Source organism: Arthrobacter sp. I3 (assembly GCF_000520575.1).
Taxonomy (GTDB): Bacteria; Actinomycetota; Actinomycetes; order Actinomycetales; family Micrococcaceae; genus Arthrobacter; species Arthrobacter humicola_A.
On sequence record NZ_KI914958.1, the window covers coordinates 8,236 to 25,751 of the forward strand.

At 70.0% G+C, this 17,516-nt stretch carries 15 protein-coding genes and 2 pseudogenes; 10 read left to right on the forward strand and 7 right to left on the reverse strand.

Annotation, left to right across the window (positions count from 1 at the left end):
- The 4 genes and pseudogenes from Y706_RS29870 to rsmD all read left to right on the forward strand — a co-directional run.
- Window positions 1-270 (forward strand): annotated as a pseudogene (locus Y706_RS29870) (thiamine-phosphate kinase); the annotation flags it as partial.
- Between the two features lie 22 nt (window positions 271-292).
- The gene (locus Y706_RS0119795) at window positions 293-1,393 is read left to right on the forward strand and encodes a DAK2 domain-containing protein (protein ID WP_028277951.1); all 1,101 of its coding nucleotides are present in this window, start codon (window positions 293-295) and stop codon (window positions 1,391-1,393) included.
- Entirely contained in the window at window positions 1,383-3,635 is a 2,253-nt protein-coding gene (locus tag Y706_RS0119800; protein ID WP_028277952.1) for an ATP-dependent DNA helicase RecG, read from the forward strand. The genes Y706_RS0119795 and Y706_RS0119800 overlap by 11 nt, the downstream gene beginning before the upstream one ends.
- Window positions 3,636-3,674: 39 nt before the next feature.
- Window positions 3,675-4,289 carry a 16S rRNA (guanine(966)-N(2))-methyltransferase RsmD gene (gene rsmD / locus Y706_RS0119805; RefSeq protein WP_028277953.1) on the forward strand — a complete coding sequence of 205 codons (615 nt, stop codon included), beginning with the start codon at window positions 3,675-3,677 and terminating at the stop codon, window positions 4,287-4,289.
- Here the strand turns inward: rsmD and Y706_RS0119810 are convergent.
- From Y706_RS0119810 to Y706_RS0119820, 3 genes are read right to left on the reverse strand one after another with little or no spacing between them, the layout of a single operon-like run.
- On the reverse strand, window positions 4,286-5,071 hold the full coding sequence (locus Y706_RS0119810) for a spermidine synthase (RefSeq protein ID WP_028277954.1): 786 nt from the start codon (window positions 5,069-5,071) through the stop codon (window positions 4,286-4,288). The two genes, rsmD and Y706_RS0119810, sit on opposite strands and share 4 nt — an antisense overlap.
- A 2-nt stretch (window positions 5,072-5,073) precedes the next feature.
- On the reverse strand, window positions 5,074-6,282 hold the full coding sequence (locus tag Y706_RS0119815; protein ID WP_028277955.1) for an aminotransferase class I/II-fold pyridoxal phosphate-dependent enzyme: 1,209 nt from the start codon (window positions 6,280-6,282) through the stop codon (window positions 5,074-5,076).
- Window positions 6,279-7,139, reverse strand: coding sequence for an SDR family NAD(P)-dependent oxidoreductase (locus Y706_RS0119820; RefSeq protein ID WP_275450893.1), 861 nt, complete (start codon window positions 7,137-7,139; stop codon window positions 6,279-6,281). The genes Y706_RS0119815 and Y706_RS0119820 overlap by 4 nt, the downstream gene beginning before the upstream one ends.
- 102 nt (window positions 7,140-7,241) lie before the next feature.
- Here Y706_RS0119820 and coaD point away from each other — a divergent pair, with 102 nt between their 5' ends.
- The 5 genes and pseudogenes from coaD to mutM all read left to right on the forward strand — a co-directional run bounded on the left by coaD (window position 7,242) and on the right by mutM (window position 10,360).
- A complete protein-coding gene (coaD, locus tag Y706_RS0119825; protein ID WP_028277957.1) occupies window positions 7,242-7,742 on the forward strand; it encodes a pantetheine-phosphate adenylyltransferase in 501 nt (166 codons plus the stop codon).
- Between the two features lie 175 nt (window positions 7,743-7,917).
- The gene (locus tag Y706_RS28420; protein WP_084476285.1) at window positions 7,918-8,442 is read left to right on the forward strand and encodes a YceD family protein; all 525 of its coding nucleotides are present in this window, start codon (window positions 7,918-7,920) and stop codon (window positions 8,440-8,442) included.
- 36 nt (window positions 8,443-8,478) lie between these two features.
- Window positions 8,479-8,682, forward strand: coding sequence for a 50S ribosomal protein L32 (gene rpmF / locus Y706_RS0119840; protein ID WP_009356569.1), 204 nt, complete (start codon window positions 8,479-8,481; stop codon window positions 8,680-8,682).
- 21 nt (window positions 8,683-8,703) lie between these two features.
- On the forward strand, window positions 8,704-9,426 hold the full coding sequence (gene rnc / locus Y706_RS0119845; protein ID WP_028277959.1) for a ribonuclease III: 723 nt from the start codon (window positions 8,704-8,706) through the stop codon (window positions 9,424-9,426).
- A gap of 9 nt (window positions 9,427-9,435) precedes the next feature.
- Window positions 9,436-10,360: pseudogene (gene mutM, locus Y706_RS26645) on the forward strand (bifunctional DNA-formamidopyrimidine glycosylase/DNA-(apurinic or apyrimidinic site) lyase).
- Here the strand turns inward: mutM and Y706_RS26650 are convergent.
- From Y706_RS26650 to Y706_RS0119865, 4 genes are read right to left on the reverse strand one after another with little or no spacing between them, the layout of a single operon-like run.
- Window positions 10,296-11,333: an NAD-dependent epimerase/dehydratase family protein gene (locus Y706_RS26650; protein WP_253906849.1), complete on the reverse strand. Its 1,038-nt coding sequence runs from the start codon at window positions 11,331-11,333 to the stop codon at window positions 10,296-10,298. The pseudogene mutM and the gene Y706_RS26650 sit on opposite strands and share 65 nt — an antisense overlap.
- Complete coding sequence (locus Y706_RS26655; RefSeq protein WP_253906851.1) at window positions 11,330-13,279, reverse strand: AMP-binding protein; 1,950 nt, start codon at window positions 13,277-13,279, stop codon at window positions 11,330-11,332. The genes Y706_RS26650 and Y706_RS26655 overlap by 4 nt, the downstream gene beginning before the upstream one ends.
- A gap of 14 nt (window positions 13,280-13,293) precedes the next feature.
- Window positions 13,294-14,589: an alpha/beta fold hydrolase gene (locus Y706_RS26660; protein ID WP_043436588.1), complete on the reverse strand. Its 1,296-nt coding sequence runs from the start codon at window positions 14,587-14,589 to the stop codon at window positions 13,294-13,296.
- On the reverse strand, window positions 14,583-15,605 hold the full coding sequence (locus tag Y706_RS0119865) for a 3-oxoacyl-ACP synthase III (protein ID WP_028277960.1): 1,023 nt from the start codon (window positions 15,603-15,605) through the stop codon (window positions 14,583-14,585). The genes Y706_RS26660 and Y706_RS0119865 overlap by 7 nt, the downstream gene beginning before the upstream one ends.
- Window positions 15,606-15,867: 262 nt before the next feature.
- Between Y706_RS0119865 and Y706_RS0119870 the strand changes: the two genes are divergently transcribed.
- Window positions 15,868-17,516, forward strand: a 1,649-nt coding sequence (locus tag Y706_RS0119870; RefSeq protein ID WP_173403099.1) for a chromosome segregation SMC family protein, incomplete at its 3' end; no start/stop codon positions are given.

The following is a 17,516-nucleotide window of genomic DNA, read 5'->3' on the forward strand; positions in this document are numbered from 1 at the left end:
GCGGTGCTGAACCTGGACGCCGCCGCCCTGAAGGAGCTGGCCGCCCCGCTGCTGCCGGCGTCGGAGTTGTTGGGGGCAGACCCGATGGCCTGGGTCCTCGGCGGCGGTGAAGACCATGGGCTGCTCGCCACTTTCCCGGCAGGGGTCCCGCTCCCTCCCGGGTTCACTGCGATAGGCTCGGTAGAGGCCCCTGCACCAACCGAAAGCACGGGAGTAACGATCGCGGGCAGGCCCGCTGACGCTGTGGGATGGGATCACTTTGCAGACTAAGATTGCCGCCAACGCGCAAGCGATGAAGCGGTGGTTGGGCAAGGCGGAAACCACGCTCGGCAACCACAGCGACCGCCTGAACGCCATCAACATCTTTCCGGTAGCCGACGGCGACACCGGCACCAACCTCTACCTGACCGTCCGCGCCGCGGCCCACGCCGCGGACGCCGCCGTGCCGGGACACCCGGACGGGGCGGCGCACGCGGCGCCGGACCCGACCCTGCATGACGTTGGCGCCGTCCTTGCGCAGGCCGGCCAGGTTGCCATGGAACAGGCCCGCGGCAACTCGGGAACCCTGTTCGCCGTCTTCCTCTGCGCTGCCGCCGAACCCCTGGCCGGGCACACCCGGATCAGCTCACCCCTGCTGGCTGCGGCCCTGAACCGGGCCCAGATCCGGGCCTGGTCCGCGCTGAGTGATCCCGTGCCCGGCACCATGCTCTCCGTCATGGAGGCTGCCGCCCGGGCCGCGGCCGCCGTGGACTCCGCACACGACGGCGATGACAGCAACCAGACCCTGGGCCTGGCCCTGGACGCCGCCGTCGAGGCGGCCCTGGCCGCCGTGGTCCGCACGGAAGAGCAACTCGATGCCCTGCAGGCCGCCCACGTGGTGGACGCCGGCGGCGTGGGCATGCTGCTGATCCTGGACTGCCTCCGCTCGGCCGTGCTGGGCGAGGAGCTCCAGAGCGAACTGCTGGACGGACTGCACGGCTACGACGTCCAGGATCCGCATATCCACGTCGGCATGCCACGCGACGAAGGTGTCGAAGTCATGTGCACCATTTCCCTGTCCCCGCTGGACGCCGCCATGATGCGCCAACGGCTCGACGAAATGGGCGACTCCGTGATCATGAGCCAGGTCGGCGGCGGCGCCGACGCCGCCGGGCTCTACCGCTGGCGCGTCCACGTCCACGTCCTGGATGCGGACCTCGCCGTCGCGCTGATCCGTTCCCTGGGCGAGCCCACGGACATCTCCGTGAGCGAGCTCGCAGTCCCGCGCGACCCGGAGGCACCGGCCGCCACGGTTGCCGCCACCGCAGGCGCACCTGTTGACGCTACCGTCGCTGCTGCTGCTGCCCCGGCGCGTGCCGCCGAAACCCGAAACCCCGACGGACATGCACGCTGAACTTGAACTGGGCCTGGAGCGCCGCATCGGCAAGCGCTCCGCGGCTGTCATCGAAAAACACCTTGGCATCACCACAGTCGGCGGGCTCCTGAACTATTTTCCCCGCCGCTACCTCAGCCGCGGCGAGCTCACGCCCATCAGCGAGGTCCCGCTGGACGAGGAAGTGACCCTGATCGCCCGGGTGGTCTCCAACAGCACCCGGCCCATGCGCGCCCGGCGCGGTTCCCTCACCGACGTCGTGATCTCCGACGACGCCGGCGGTGCCGCTTCCACGCGGGCGGCCGGCGCACTGCCGGGCACGCTCAAGGTCAGCTTCTTCAACGGGTTCCGGGCCAAGGCCGAGCTGCAGCCGGGCCGGCGTGCCATGTTTTCCGGCAAGGTTACGCGCTACGCCGGATCCCTCGGCCTGACCAACCCGGATTTCCTGCTGCTGGACGAGGACCCCGAAACGCCGGGCATCGACCCGGAGAAGCTCGCCGCCATGCCGATCCCGGTGTACCCGGCCACGGCGAAACTGACCAGCTGGTCCATCCAGAAGGTCATCTCGACGCTGCTGGACACCGTGGAGCTCGAAACCCTCGGCGACCCGCTGCCCGCAGAGATCGCGGCGCGGGAGAAGTTCCTGCCGGTCGCGGATGCCTACCGGCTGATCCACGCCCCGCAAACCCCGGCGGACTACCAGCGCGCCCGCGACCGGTTCCGCTACCAGGAAGCCCTGGTGCTCCAGTCGGCCCTGGCCCGCCGCCGCGCCCAACTCGCTGCCGAGGAAGCGACGGCCCGCCGCCCGGCACCGGACGGGCTGCTGCCCGCCTTCGACCGCCAGCTCCCGTTTACCCTGACCGCCGGCCAGGCCGCCGTCGGCAAGACGCTCTCCGACGAGCTCGCCCAGGACTCGCCCATGAACCGGCTGCTGCAGGGCGAGGTGGGCTCCGGCAAGACGATCGTGGCGCTGCGCGCCATGCTGCAGGTGGTGGACGCCGGGGGACAGGCTGCCCTGCTGGCGCCCACCGAAGTCCTCGCCGCCCAGCACTATGAATCCATCCGGCGCACGCTCGGACCGCTCTCCAGGGACGGGATGCTCGGCGGGTTCGGATCGGACGCCGTTCAGGTCACCCTGCTGACCGGTTCGATGCCCACCGCGGCGCGGAAGCAGGCCATGCTCGACGCCGCCTCCGGAACGGCCGGAATCGTGATCGGCACCCACGCCCTGCTCAGCGACAACGTCTCCTTCTACGACCTTGGCCTGATCGTGGTGGACGAACAGCACCGCTTCGGCGTGGAGCAGCGCGACGCCCTCCGGGCCAAGGCCAGCAAACCGCCGCACCTGCTGGTCATGACCGCCACCCCGATTCCCCGGACCGTGGCCATGACCGTGTTCGGCGACCTCGAAACCTCCGTGCTCGATGAGCTCCCCGCCGGCCGTGCCCCGATCTCCACCCACGTGGTGGGGCTCGCGGAACACCCGGGGTGGGCCACCCGCATCTGGTCCCGGTCGCGGGAAGAGATCGACGCCGGCCACCAGGTCTACGTCGTTTGCCCCAAGATCGGCACGGACGACGACGGCGACTTCACCCCGGGCGAGGCCGAACCGTCCGCCGCGGACCTCGAAGGCGAGAACGGTTCCCGGGAACTCGCCTCGGTCACCGGCGTCGTGGAACATCTCCAGGACGAACCGGCTCTGGCCGGGGTGGCTGTGGCGCCGCTGCACGGCAGGCAGGACCCGGCGCTGAAGTCCGAGACCATGGCCTCCTTCACGGCCAACCAGACCAAGCTGCTGGTCTCCACCACCGTGATCGAAGTCGGCGTGGACGTCCACAACGCCACGCTCATGGTGATCCTGGACGCTGACCGTTTTGGCATCTCCCAGCTCCACCAGCTGCGCGGCAGGGTGGGCCGCGGCGGGCTGCCCGGAACCTGCCTGCTGGTCACCACCCTGGAGCCGGGCCATCCGAGCCGGCGCCGCCTGGACGCCGTCGCGGCCACCACCGACGGCTTCGAACTGTCCCAGGAGGACCTCAAGCTCCGCAGGGAGGGCGACATCCTGGGCGCCTCGCAGTCCGGCGGGCGCTCCACGCTGAAGCTGCTGCGAGTGCTCGAACACGAGGACGTGATCGCCCGGGCCCGGCAGGACGCCCAGCGGATCGTGGGCGCCGATCCCGCGCTGGCGGGCCAGCCCCGGCTTGCGGCCGCGATCGATGAATACCTGAACCCCGAGAAGGAGGCGTTCCTTGAACGCGGCTAGGACCACGAGCCAGGCAAACACGTCCGCGGGGGTCCGCGCATGAGCCGGATCATTGCCGGTGCGGCCGGCGGCAGCACGCTGAACAGCGTGCCCGGGAACCTGACCCGGCCCACCACCGACCGCGTCAAGGAGGCCCTGTTCTCCCGGCTGGACGCCTTCAACGTCATCGCCGGCGCCCGCGTCCTCGATCTGTACGCGGGATCCGGCTCGCTGGGGGTGGAGAGCGGCAGCCGCGGCGCGGACTCCGTGGACCTGGTCGAATTCGACGCCAAGGCAAGCGCCGTCTGCCAGCGGAACGCCGATCTTGTCAACACTGTCACGGGCCGCAAGGTGGTCTCCGTGCACCGCTCCAAGGTCGAATCCTTCCTCGACCGGGCCGCCGACTCCGCGAGCTGGGACCTGGTGTTCCTGGACCCGCCCTACCCCCTGGACGAGCCGGCCCTCGCTGCCGTGCTGGCCAAGCTGGTGCCGCACCTGGGCGAGGGAGCGGTCGTGGTGGTGGAACGCTCGTCCCGGAGCCCCGAGCCGGCATGGCCCCAGGGCATGGAACGGTTTGCCGAGAAGAAGTACGGCGAAACCCGGCTGTGGTTCACCGAGCCCGGCGTGGAAGCCGCGGACGCTGTGGAAGCAGCGGACCTGGAAGCAGGGGACTAGCCGGCCAGCGCGTCCAAATCGACGCCGGTGAGCAGCCGGGCCGGATGCGGACCGCGCGCCGTGAGCGCCGCCGTCCAGACCTCCGGCCACGGCCCCTGCGTCCCGGTCAGGATGATGTTCCCGGGGTACCGGCCAGTGAACATTCCGGCCTCCGCGAAGGCCGAGACGTCGGCCATGGCCCGGCGCATGGCCGCGATCTGGCTCCGGACCAGGGTCAGTCCGGGTTCGTCGCCCACGTTGACGATCAACACGCCGCGCGGCGTCAGCCGGGCCGCCGCCTCCTGGTAGAACCCGGTACACGCGATGTGTTCCGGCGCCTCCGGCCCGGAGAAGATGTCCAGGATCACGACGTCGAACCGCAGGCCCGCCGGAAGCCCGGCGAGGGCGTCGCGGGCATCGCCGATCACTGTGTGCAGCTCGGTCCCCTCCGGCAGGGGCAGCTGTGCGAGCACAAAGTCCAGCAGTTCCCGCTCCAGCTCCACCGCGTACTGAACCGAGCCGGGCCGGGTGGCCTGGATGTAGCGGGCCAGGGTCAGGGCCCCGGCGCCCAGGTGCAGCGCCGTGATCGGCTCGCCCCACGGGGCGGCGAGGTCCACCACGTGCCCGATCCTGCGCAGGTATTCGTAGAAGATGTCCGCGGGGTCGGCCAGGTTGACGTGGGACTGCTCGGCGCCGCCGATGCTCAGCACGAAGCCGCCGTCGTTAAAGGGATCCGGTTCGATCACGGCGTGCTGCCCGGTGGTCCGCAGGAACCGCGAGGCCCCGAATTGCTGCCCGGCCATGTTCACAGCCTGTCGCGCAAGGTCGCCAGCCGCTCGGCGGCCTCCTCCAGCACGTGCAGCTGCTTGCAGAACGCGAAGCGGAGCAGGCTGCGGGTGCGTTCGGCGCCGTCGGCGTGACAGAAGACGGGCACAGGGATCGCGGCGACGCCCACGAGGGCCGGCAGCCTGCGGGCCAGCTCCACGGAATCGGTGATCCCCAGCGGTGAGGTGTCCACGTTGACGAAGTAGGTCCCCTGCGGGGTCAGCACGTCGAGGCCGGCCGCGCGCAGTCCCTCGCTGAGGATGTCGCGCTTGTACCGGAGGGTGTCGGCGATGCCGGCGTAAAACTCGTCCGGAAGCCCCAGGCCCACCGCGATGGCGGCCTGGAAGGGCGTGCCGGAACTGTAGCTAAGGAACTGCTTGACCGTCCGGGCCGCGGCCACGAGCTCCTCCGGCCCGGAGAGCCAGCCGATCTTCCAGCCGGTGAAGGAGAACGTCTTGCCGGCCGAGGAAATGGTCAGCGTGCGCTCCGCCGCCCCGGGCAGCGTCGCGATCGGGATGTGCCGCACACCGAAGGTCAGGTGCTCGTACACTTCGTCGGTGACGATGACGGCGTCGTATTTCGCGGCCAGTTCGACGACGCGCTCGAGCACCTCGCGGGGAAACACCGCCCCGGTCGGGTTGTGCGGATTGTTGATCAGCACCACCTTGGTGCGGTTGCTGAACGCGGCCTCGAGTGCGGCCAGGTCCGGCATGAAATCCGGGGCCAGGAGCGGGGCGGTGACGTGCGTGGCGCCGGAGAGCCCGATGATGGCGCCATAGGAGTCGTAGAACGGCTCGAAGGTGAGCACTTCATCTCCCGGACCTACCAGCGCGAGCAGGGCAGCGGCAATGGCCTCCGTGGCGCCGGTAGTGACGATGATTTCGGTCTGCGGATCCGCGGCCAGCCCGTAGAACCGCTGCTGGTGCACCGAGATCGCCTCCCGCAGCGGCAGGATGCCCTTGCCGGGCGCATACTGGTTGGCTCCGGCGGCGATCGCTGCCTGGGCGGCCTCCTTGATCTCCACGGGGCCGTCCTCGTCCGGGAAGCCCTGGCCAAGGTTGATGGCGCCCGTGCTCAGGGCCAGGGTGGTCATCTCCTCGAAGATCGTCACGCCCAGCGAGCCATCGGGGGAGAGCAGATTGGCGCCGGTTGCGGCGCGCTGCCACGGCAACGGCATGCGGGGGCTCATCGGGTGCCCGCCTTCTCGTTCCGGCCGGTGAAGCTGTCCATGGTGGTGTAGATCCCAAAGACCTTTCCGCCCACGAAGTCCCACGCCCGCACCGGCAGGATGCCCTTGAGTACTTTCCCCACCGTGGCCATGGCCGGGGCGATCAGCTGTGGCCGCCCGGCGGCCGTAGCGCGCCAAGCCCTGTCCACGGCATCCTCCGGCGTCATGAGCGGGGTCAGCAGGGGACCCCGGGCTCCCTCGAACATGCCGGTGGAAATGTAGCTGGGGCAGAAGGTGGTGACTTTCAGGTGGCCGTAGCCCTGCTGCTCAAGCTCGAGCCGGAGCGAGTCGCTCCAGCCGATGACGGCCCACTTCGAGGCCGCGTACACGCTCATCCGCGGATTCGAGACCGTGCCGGCGGCAGAGGCAACGTTGAGGATCCGGCGCGGGCGGCCGGCGCCGGCCATCATGTCGGGCAGGAACTCCAGGGTGACGTACATGGGGGCGAGGGCGTTGATGTCCATGGTCAGGGCGATGTCATGGTCCGGGGCGTGGTCCCAGAAGTACGCGCCGCGGACAATCCCGGCGTTATTGACCAGGAGGGCCAGCGGTCCCTCGGCCCTGGCCTCCCGGGCGGCGTCGGCAATCGCGGCGCGATCCGCCAGGTCCACCGTGCGGGGGACGGCGCGGGCGCCCAAAGCGGCGACTTCAACGGCGGTGCAGGCCAGGGCATCGGCGTCGACGTCCCAGAGGATCACTACCTCGGCGCCTTCCCGGGCGGCGCGGAGGGCGTAGAGCCGGCCCATGCCGCTGGCGGCACCGGTGACCAGGACCACGCCGCCGTCCACGGTGAAAGGCGGCGCAGTGACGGGCCGCACAGTGACAGGCCGCACAGTGAAAGGAGAAGTCGCGCGATTGTTCGATGCTGACATTCAGCCATGTTATCCCGGGCTGCGGCGCGGATACGGTAGGTTCGGAGCATGAGACGCGCTGTTTGCCCTGGCTCTTTTGACCCCATCCACAACGGACACCTGGAAGTCATTGCGCGTGCCGCGGGCCTCTTCGACGAGGTGATCGTGGCCGTGTCCACGAACTATTCCAAGAAGTACCGCTTCAGCCTGGAGGAGCGGATCGACATGGCCAGGGAAACGTTCGCGTCCTTGCGCGGGATCGTGGTTGAACCCGTCGGGGAGGGTCTCCTGGCCGAGTACTGCCGGCAGCGCGGTGTGTCGGCGATCGTCAAGGGCCTGCGTTCGTCCTCGGACTTCGACTACGAGCTGCCGATGGCCACGATGAACCGGCAGCTGACCGGTGTCGAGACGGTGTTCCTGCCGGCGGAAGGCCACTACCTGCACCTGTCCTCCACCCTCATCAAAGAGGTCTTCGCCCTCGGCGGGGACGTCTCGGACTTTGTTCCCCGCTCTGTGCTGAAACGGCTGGCCCCGGGCGAGCCGGTCCCGAACCGGGCGCGCAAAGTGTAAGCTTGACCGGTACTCGGCGGCCTGCTGCCGGTTGCGTGGCCCGAATCCGGGGCCGCTTGTGGTGTGAACCGCCGGCGTGCCCCCCGGTTTGAGTCCGTCCGGAAGTTCAGGCTAAGATAGTACGTCGGTCATATGTTCAACAGGAGTTCTCATTAAACGAGATGCTAGTTCGCCCTTGGCGTTCGACGTCAAGGACCTCGGACGCAGTCCGGGAAGCATGCGGACGCTGACGGAACATGTAACCGCGCCAAGTGATCTTGGCGTGGCGCTCATTGGCGTGCAGGAAGGCTCGGATGTCGAGCTGGACCTGCGGCTTGAGGCCGTACACGAAGGAATTCTGGTATCAGGAACCGCGCACGTTGAAGTTACTGGCGAATGCGGCCGATGCCTGGATCCCCTTGCGTATGACCAAGAGGTTGATGTGCAAGAACTTTTCTTCTACGAGGATGCTGTGTTCTCCGACGAAGAAGACGAAGAAGAGCAACGTCGAGTCGAGCACGATCTGATCGATCTTGAGCCGGTGTTGCGGGACGCAGTTGTCACCATACTGCCGTTCCAGCCGGTGTGCCGGGAAGACTGCCAGGGCCTTTGCTCCGAATGTGGAGTGCGCCTGGAAGACGAGCCGGGGCATCACCACGAGGTCGTAGATCCTCGCTGGGCCGCCCTGGCTGACTTGGCTAAGCCTGACCGGCAAAACTGATTTGTAAGTGTTTTTCTAGAGAGAAATGAGTTAGCCGTGGCTGTCCCGAAGCGGAAAATGTCTCGCTCGAATACCCGCGCCCGCCGCTCCCAGTGGAAGGCAACTGCCCCCCACCTGGTGAAGACTGTCGAGAACGGCCAGGTCACGTACAGCCTGCCGCACCAGGCAAAGGTCGTTACCGACTCGGCTGGCACTGCGCTGTTCCTTGAGTACAAGGGCCGCAAGGTCGCAGACGTCTAATCCGCCAACAGGCTGAAAAAGATGTCTTCAACTGAAGAGCTTCTGAAGCGTCTCGGTGTCACTATTGACGCCGGGACGCTTCGTCTTGCGCTCACACACCGTTCCTACGCCTACGAAAACGGCGGCATCCCCACCAACGAACGGCTCGAGTTCCTGGGCGACTCCATCCTGGGGTTTTCCGTAACGGACGCGCTGTACCGTGACAACCCCACGCTGCCCGAAGGCGACCTGGCCAAGCGCCGCTCCGCCGTCGTCAGCACCCGGGCGCTGGCCGGCATCGGCCGCAGCATCGGGCTGGGGGAGTTCATCTACCTTGGACAGGGCGAAAAGCTCACCGAAGGCAAGAACAAGGCCTCCATCCTGGCGGACACCATGGAGGCGCTGATCGGCGCCACCTACCTCTCCAACGACATCGAGACGGCCCGGCAGCTGGTCATGCGGCTGGTCGGCCCGCTGTTGAAGGACGCCGCCGCCCTCGGCGCGGGCACCGACTGGAAGACTTCCATCCAGGAGCTCGCCGCCAGCCGGCAGCTCGGGACCATCAACTACGCGGTCGACGGCTCCGGGCCGGACCACGCCCGGACGTTCGAGGCTGTGCTGCGGATCGGCGGCACGGACTACGGCACCGGCACCGGCAACTCCAAGAAAGAGGCCGAACAGGAAGCCGCCGCCGACGCCTGGCGCCGGCTGACCGCCCCGTCCGCGCCGGATCCGCAGCAGCTGCAGTCCCAGACCGGCAGCTAGGCAGCGGCATTGCCTGAACTGCCCGAGGTCGAGGTGGTCCGGCGCGGCCTGGTGAGCTGGGTGCGCGGCCGGACCATCACCTCCGTCGAGGTCCTGGACCCGCGCTCCCTGCGCCGGCACGCCCAGGGACCGGAAGACTTTGCCGGCAACCTTGAAGGCGCACGGGTCCTGGACGTGGTCCGCCGCGGCAAATTCCTGTGGATGCCGCTGGCGGACNNACGTCGCGCTCATGGCCCATCTGGGCATGTCCGGCCAGCTGCTCATGCAGGAACCCGGCGTTCCGGATGAAAAACACCTGAAGGTCAGGCTGCGTCTCAGCCCAGCCGACGGCATGCCCGGACAGCTCCGGTTCGTGGACCAGCGCATCTTCGGCGGCCTGTTCCTGACCACGCTGATCCCCACCGACGACGGCGGCCCTGGCGGCCTCGCCGAAACGCCGCTGCCGCTCATCGCCGAGGAAGCCGCGCACATTGCCCGTGACCCGCTGGATCCCTGGTTCTCCTTCGAGACCTTCTACCGGCGCCTGCGGGCCCGGAAAACCGGGCTCAAGCGGGCGCTGCTGGACCAGGGCCTGGTGTCCGGGATCGGCAACATCTACGCAGACGAGGCCCTCTGGACGGCGCGGCTGCACTACGCCCGGCCCACCGACACCCTGCGCCGCCCCGACGCGCAGCGGGTCCTCGACGCCGCCCGCGAGGTCATGACGGATGCCCTGGCCGCCGGCGGCACGAGCTTCGATTCGCTCTACGTCAACGTCAACGGAGCCTCCGGGTACTTCGACCGTTCCCTGAACGCCTACGGCCGGGAGGGGCTCGAGTGCAAGCGCTGCGCCGCCGCCGGCCGGGTCAGCCGGCTCTTGCGGGAACAGTTCATGAACCGGTCCTCGTACACCTGCCCCGTCTGCCAGCCCCGGCCCCGGAACGGGCGCTGGTAGGGGGAATCCGGGCGTAGTGCCCGGCCAGCCTCGCCAGGCCCTCGTCAAGCGAAACGGCGGGGGACCAGTTGAGGAGTTCACGGGTCTCGCGCTGGTCGAACCAGTGGGCGGTGGAGAGCTGCTCAGCGAGGAATCTGGTCATCGGCGGCTCCCCGGACCGGCCGGACCGGGACCACACCTTCTCCACCACCGATCCCGCAGCCCGCGCGAAGCTGCCCGGCACCGTCCACGACGGCGCAGGGACGCCGCCCGCGGCGCAAATGCCCGCCAGCAGCTCACCGACCGGGCGGGGTTCGCCGTTGCTGACCACGAGCGCCCGGCCGTGGACGTACTCCATCCGGTCAAGCGCGGCGACGATGGCCGAAGCGGCATTGTCCACGTAGGTCGTGTCGATCAGGGCCGCGCCGGCGTCGAGCAGCGGCAAGCGGCCGCGGCTGGCACGTTCCAGCACCCGTTCCACCAGCTGCGTGTCACCCGGGCCCCAGACGATGTGCGGGCGCACCGCCGTGACCCGGAAACCCGGCGAGTCCGCGGCCAGCGCCAGCAGTTCGGCCTCGGCCTTCGTGCGGGAGTAGTCACCGTGCGCGCGGACCGGGTCCGCCGCCTCGGCGCCCAGCCCGGCGATGGCGGCCCCGGAATTGGCCACGGACGGGGAGGAGACAAACACCAGCTCCCGCACACCGGCCTCGCGGGCGGCCCGGAGCAGGCGGCGCGTGCCTTCGACATTGACCTCGTCGAACTCCGCGGCGCGGCCGGTGAAGGAGACCTTCGCGGCCAGGTGGATGACGCCCTCGGCGCCGGAGACGGCGCGGCGCACGGCGGCCTCGTCAGTAACGGACCCTTGGAGGTCCGTGGCGCCGTCGACGCCGGAGGGGCGGCGCTGGAACGTGCTGACGGCGTGGCCCTGCCGCACCAGCAGCCGCGCGACTTCCCCGCCGAGCAGTCCGCTGGCGCCGGTGACGAGGACCCTCATGGCGTGCCCGGACGGCCGCCGGCCAGCACCGCCGAAGCCCACCGGGCCAGGCGGCTCCTGTCGATCTTGGCGTTGTGGCGGATGTCGGTCGGCTGGGAGGGGACAGCGAGCACGGCGGAGACGCTGACCTCTGCCGCGCGGGCGGCGTCCCGGACGCGGCCCGCCAGCTGAGGCGCGGCCAGACCGGCCCGGCGGACCGGCGGAACGGTTTCGACGACGGCAACGACAGCCTGGGTCCCGGACGGACCGACCCCGACGACGGCTGCCATCCCGACGTCGTCCAGTCGTTCGATGGCCTGCTCGGCGCCCACCGGCGTCACCACGGCGCCCGGGGCCGTCACGACGTGCACGAGGCGTCCTTCCACCCAGAGCCGGCCGGCGGCGTCGAGGTGCCCCACGTCGCCGGTGCGGTGCCATCCGGCCGTGCGGATGCTCTCGCGCTGGGTTAGCCAGAGCCGGTCGTAGGCTTCTTTCACGTGCGGGGCGCTGATGAGGATCTCCCCGCTCACTCCGGCCTCCCTGACGGGCTCGTTCCCGGGTGCGGTGCCGTCCGCGGCCAGGGGGATGATGGCCACGTGGGCGCCCTGCACCGGCCGGCCCACGCACACGCCGTTGCCGGCGCCTGCCATGGTTCCGGCGGCGGCGTCGGCCGCGGCGGCACGGATCTGTTCGAGGCTGATGTCCGTGACGGGCAGCGCCTCGGTCATCCCGTACGGGGTGTGCAGCGAGGCCCGCGGCAGCAGCCGCTGCACCTCTGCGAGAAGGGCTTCAGGGACCGGCGCGCCGGCGGAGAGCAGCAGCTCCACGCGCCCCAGGGCCTCGTGCCCGGCCCGGCTCAGGCCGACCCGGGTGGCCAGGACGTTGCGCAGCGCCGCGGGGGAGGCGAAGACCACCGTGGCGTTGATGGCTGCTGCGGCGTGCGCCAGCGCGCTGGCCGTCAGGGTGCGGGGGGCGGTGACGTCCATGGCGGGCGTCACCGAAACGGCTCCGAGCGCCGGTCCCAGCAGGGCGAACGGCGCGAAGCCCGCCACCAGGCGTGCGCCCGGGCGGATCTCCAGCGTCGCGGCCACGGCATCGCGCATCGCCGCCAGCCGCCGGTGCGTGTAGACCACGCCCTTGGCGGGCCCGGTGGAACCGGAGGTGAACAGCACGGCTGCGGGGGCGTCCGGGTCCGGAACCGGGGCCGTGCCCGGGCGAGGGAGTCCGGGGCTGAGGTCGGCTCCGTGGCGGAAAAGGGCAGCCAGGGAGGTCTCGACGGCGAGGAGCCGGCGGCGCCGGGCCGGCAGGTCCCGCACACTCATGCGCCGTCCCGGCCAGCCAAGTACCGAGGCGGCCGCCAGGGCCTTGTCGATTCCGATGAGGAAGTCCGGGGTGGCGCCCTTCACCGCCCGGCTCAGGCCGCGGGTGCCCAGGCCGGCGTCGGCCAGGATGACCACCGCGCCGAGCCGCAGGCAGGCGTAGAGGACCACGGTCAGGTCCACGCCCGGGGGAACCATCAGGCTCACCCGGGTGCCGTTCCCTACACCGATGTCCTGCAGGCCCGCCGCGAGGGCGGCAATGTCCTGTTCGAGCTCCTGCCAGCTGAGCGAGCGGGCGACGCTGCCGTCCGTGGCCATTTCCGCGACGGCGGTATCCCCGGCCGCTGGTCCCGCCGCCAGCTCGGCGAGGGGCGCCCAAAGGGGCGGAACCCCTGCGCCGGGCTTCAGGGGCCCCGTCCCGAATTCCAGCATCGCGTCGTCGGCCGGGCCGTCGGCCAGTTCGTTGGCCGGCCCGCTGTCCGGGCCGCACCCGGCCAGCCACTCGAAGACGGGCGCGGCGATGTCCCTGTCTTCCGCGACCAGGTGGCCGGCACCCTCGAAGCGGTGAACTTTCGCGTCCGGCAGCCGGCCGATGAGGTCCTTGAGGTACCGGTCGGAAAAGATCGGATCGCGCGGGCCCCAGAGCATCAGGGCCGGAACCCTCAGCCCGCGCACCCCTTCCGCGACGCGGCTGAGCGTCGGAAAGCTGGGGTGGGACGCGTCGGCGGGAATGTCGGGGGAACCATCAGGCTCACCCGGGTGCCGTTCCCTACACCGATGTCCTGCAGGCCCGCCGCGAGGGCGGCAATGTCCTGTTCGAGCTCCTGCCAGCTGAGCGAGCGGGCGACGCTGCCGTCCGTGGCCATTTCCGCGACGGCGGTATCCCCGGCCGCTGGTCCCGCCGCCAGCTCGGCGAGGGGCGCCCAAAGGGGCGGAACCCCTGCGCCGGGCTTCAGGGGCCCCGTCCCGAATTCCAGCATCGCGTCGTCGGCCGGGCCGTCGGCCAGTTCGTTGGCCGGCCCGCTGTCCGGGCCGCACCCGGCCAGCCACTCGAAGACGGGCGCGGCGATGTCCCTGTCTTCCGCGACCAGGTGGCCGGCACCCTCGAAGCGGTGAACTTTCGCGTCCGGCAGCCGGCCGATGAGGTCCTTGAGGTACCGGTCGGAAAAGATCGGATCGCGCGGGCCCCAGAGCATCAGGGCCGGAACCCTCAGCCCGCGCACCCCTTCCGCGACGCGGCTGAGCGTCGGAAAGCTGGGGTGGGACGCGTCGGCGGGAATGTCCGCGACAAAGTTCCCCACGCCGGCGCGGCGGCCGGCGCCGCGGTAGGGGGCCATGAAGGCGCCACGGACATCGGCGGCGAGCGGTGGGTGGGCCAGGGCATGCGTCACGCGCAGGAAGGTGTCCGTCCCCGTCGTTCCCCAGCGGTGCACGGCAGGGTGCAAGGCAAGCCGCAGTGCAGGCGGGATACGGGCGCCGGAGGGCTGGTGCACGGCTGTGTTCGTCAGCACGACGCCAGCGAGCTGCTGCGGATGGGCCACGGCCCAGCCCAGGCTGATCACGCCGCCCCAATCGTGGCCGACGGTGACGACCGGGCCGTCCAGGCCGAGCGCCGCGGTGAGGTCGCCCAGGTCGTTGATCCGGTCCTCCAGGCGCCGGAACGTGCCGGTGCGCTCGGAGAAGCCCATGTCCAGCTGGTCCACGGCCACCACGCGCCACGGATGTGCGGGGTCGGATCCGGCGGCCAGCAGGGTCCGCCACAGGTAGGACCACGTCGGGTTGCCATGCACGCACAGCAGGGTGCCGGCAGGTGTCAGGCCGCGGCGCGCGAGCTGGGCACCGTTGTCCAGCAGGTGCCAGCGGCGCACGGTGCCGGGCTCATCCGCGGCGGAGGTGGAAGCCACATCGATTTCGCGCGACCATTCGGGGTCGACGCCGGGCCAGTCGGCGGCTACCAAACGATTTCCACCATGGCGGTGTTCAGGCCGGAACCGACGCCCATGCACAGCACGCGATCCCCGGCCGCGAGAGTCTGCGCTTCGGCCGCAAGGGTCATGGGGAGGGAGGCCGGGCCCACATTGCCCCAGTGCGGGAACGTGATCGGCACCTTGTCCGGGTCCAGGTCAATGGCGTTGATGATGGCCTGGGTATAGGCATTGCTCACCTGGTGCGTGACGTAGCGGTCCATCGAGGCCCAGTCCCACTCCGGCTGGGCCTCGTGCCAGGCATCGACCACGAGCTGCAGGCCGCCGTCGAGCAGGCCTTTGGTGTCGGTGGCCATGCCGTCAATGCTGCCCACGCACAGTTCATGGTGCTCGGTGCCGGCACGCATCACGCCGCCGAGGACCCGGTGCGCCCCGGGGTGCTCGTCCGCCGGGCCCAGGACGGCCGCAGCCGCTCCGGAGCCGAGCGTCAGTGTGGCGAACTCGCGGTTGAAGTCCTCGCGGGTCGTCTCGGGCCGCTGCAGCCGGGCCAGGGTGGCCTCCTGCGTTGCCTGGGCGTCTTCACCGTTGACGATCATCGCGTACTTGATCTGGCCGGAGTCGATCATGTTGGCCGCCAGGGTCATGCCGTTGACGAATCCGAGGCAGGCGTTGGCCAGATCAAAGTTCATGGCCGACGAAGGCAGGCGCAGTCCGTGATGGATCTTTACCGCGACGGACGGTTCGAGGTTGCGCCGCGTCACGGAGGTGTTGATCAGCAGGCCAATCTCGGACGCTTCGATGCCGGACTCGGCCAGGGCCTTTGCACCCGCCTCGATGGCTGCGTCGTCGAACGATGTCCCGGGGGCCCACCAGCGCCGGTGCGTGATGCCCGCGACCCGTTCGAGCAGTTTCGGGGGGACCCTCAGTCGCCGCAGGGTCGAAGCCAGCCTGCGGTCGAAATCCATGGAACTGACGATCGTCGGAGCTTCGACGCTGCTTACCGAAAGTAGAGCGGTGTTGCTGTGCCGGAATGTTGCATTGCCTACCAATTCAAGCCCCTGTTCATGTCCGTCCTGCGCTCCGGCGGTGGCCGCTCACAAGCCCGAGAGCTTAACTATGCCCCGTGCAGGTCAATTCCCGCATATGCGGCCTCCGCCATCTGCGGCGGCTTCGCGCTGGTTCTGCGCGGAATGGCCGCAGATGCGCAGTAGATTGTATGTATCCGGGGCCGCCCCGAACCCCCCGCGTCCGTCCGAATCATGCTTTCGTCGGACAGCGGGCCAGTCCGCCGACCAGGAGAACCGAAGCGCCTTGCACCTGAAAAGTCTGACCGTCCGGGGATTCAAGTCGTTCGCCTCAGCGACGACCTTTGAATTCGAACCGGGCGTCACCGCCGTGGTGGGCCCCAACGGCTCGGGCAAATCCAACGTGGTGGACGCGCTGGCCTGGGTCATGGGCGAACAGGGAGCCAAGACCCTCCGCGGCGGCAAGATGGAAGACGTGATCTTTGCCGGCACCTCGGGCCGGCCGCCCCTGGGCCGGGCGCACGTCTCGCTGACCATCGATAACAGCGACGGCGCCCTCCCGATCGAATACAGCGAGGTCACGATCTCGCGCACGCTGTTCCGGACCGGCGGCTCGGAATACGCCATCAACGGCGCGGGATGCCGGCTGCTCGATATCCAGGAGCTGCTCTCCGATTCGGGGCTGGGCCGCGAGATGCACGTGATTGTCGGCCAGGGCCAGCTGGACAAGGTCCTGCACGCCACCCCCGAGGACCGGCGCGGCTTCATCGAGGAGGCCGCCGGCATCCTCAAACACCGCCGCCGCAAGGAAAAGACGGTCCGCAAACTCGAAGCCATGCAGGCCAACCTGTCCCGGCTCAGCGACCTCACCGGCGAAATCCGGCGGCAGCTGACCCCGCTGGGCAAACAGGCCGAGGTGGCCCGGCGCGCCCAGAGCGTCCAGTTCGAGGTCCGTGACGCCCGCTCACGGCTCCTGGCCGACGACCTCGTTGCGCTGCAGTCCGCGCTGGCGCAGGACGTGGCGGATGAATCGGCGCTCAAGGCACGCCGCGCCGTCGTCGAACGCGACCTCGAGGCGGGGCGGCAGCGCCAGGCCGTCCTCGAAGGGCTCGCAGCCGAGGCCACGCCGGCGCTGAACGCCGCGCGGGAGAACTGGTATTCGCTCTCCACCGGGCGCGAACGGCTCCGTTCCCTCGGCTCGCTCGCCGAGGAACGCCGCCGCCTGCTCGGCGCCGCGGATGTGGTTCCGGACACCGGCCGGGACCCGGACCAGCTGGAGCAGCAGGCCGCCCGCGTCCGCGACGAGCAGGCCGGGCTGGAACGGCAGATCCTGGACCGCACCGAGGCCCTGGACGCCGCGACAGCCGCCAAACACGACGCCGAACAGGCCGCCGCCGCCGAGGACAAGCGGCTCGCGGCCCTGCTCCGGGCCGCCGCGGACCGGCGTGAAGGCCTGGCCAAGCTCGCCGGGCAGGTCGGCGCGGCACGGTCCCGTGTCGAGTCTGCCCAGTCCGAGCTCGGCCGTCTCCGCGAATCGCAAAAGGCCGGCGAGGAGCGCCGACGCCAGGCGCACAGCGAGTTCACGGCCCTGGAAGCGCAGGTCGCAGGGGTCGAGGACGGCGAGGAATCGCTCGACGCCGATTACGAGGCCGCGAGCGAGGCCCTCGAAACCATCATCGCCGAAATTGACGCCCTGAAGGCGGCCGAGCGCGAAGGCGAGCGGGAACGTGGCGCCCTTATGGCCCGCCGCGATGCCCTCCAGCTGGGCCTGAACCGCAAAGACGGCTCCGGGCATGTGCTCGGCGCCGCAGCCGGGGACCTGGCCGACGGGGTCCTGGGATCGCTGGCATCCATGATCACCGTGGATCCCGGATTCGAGGCCGCCGTCGCCGCCGCACTCGGCAGCGCGTCCGACGCCGTGGTGGTCCGGGACCA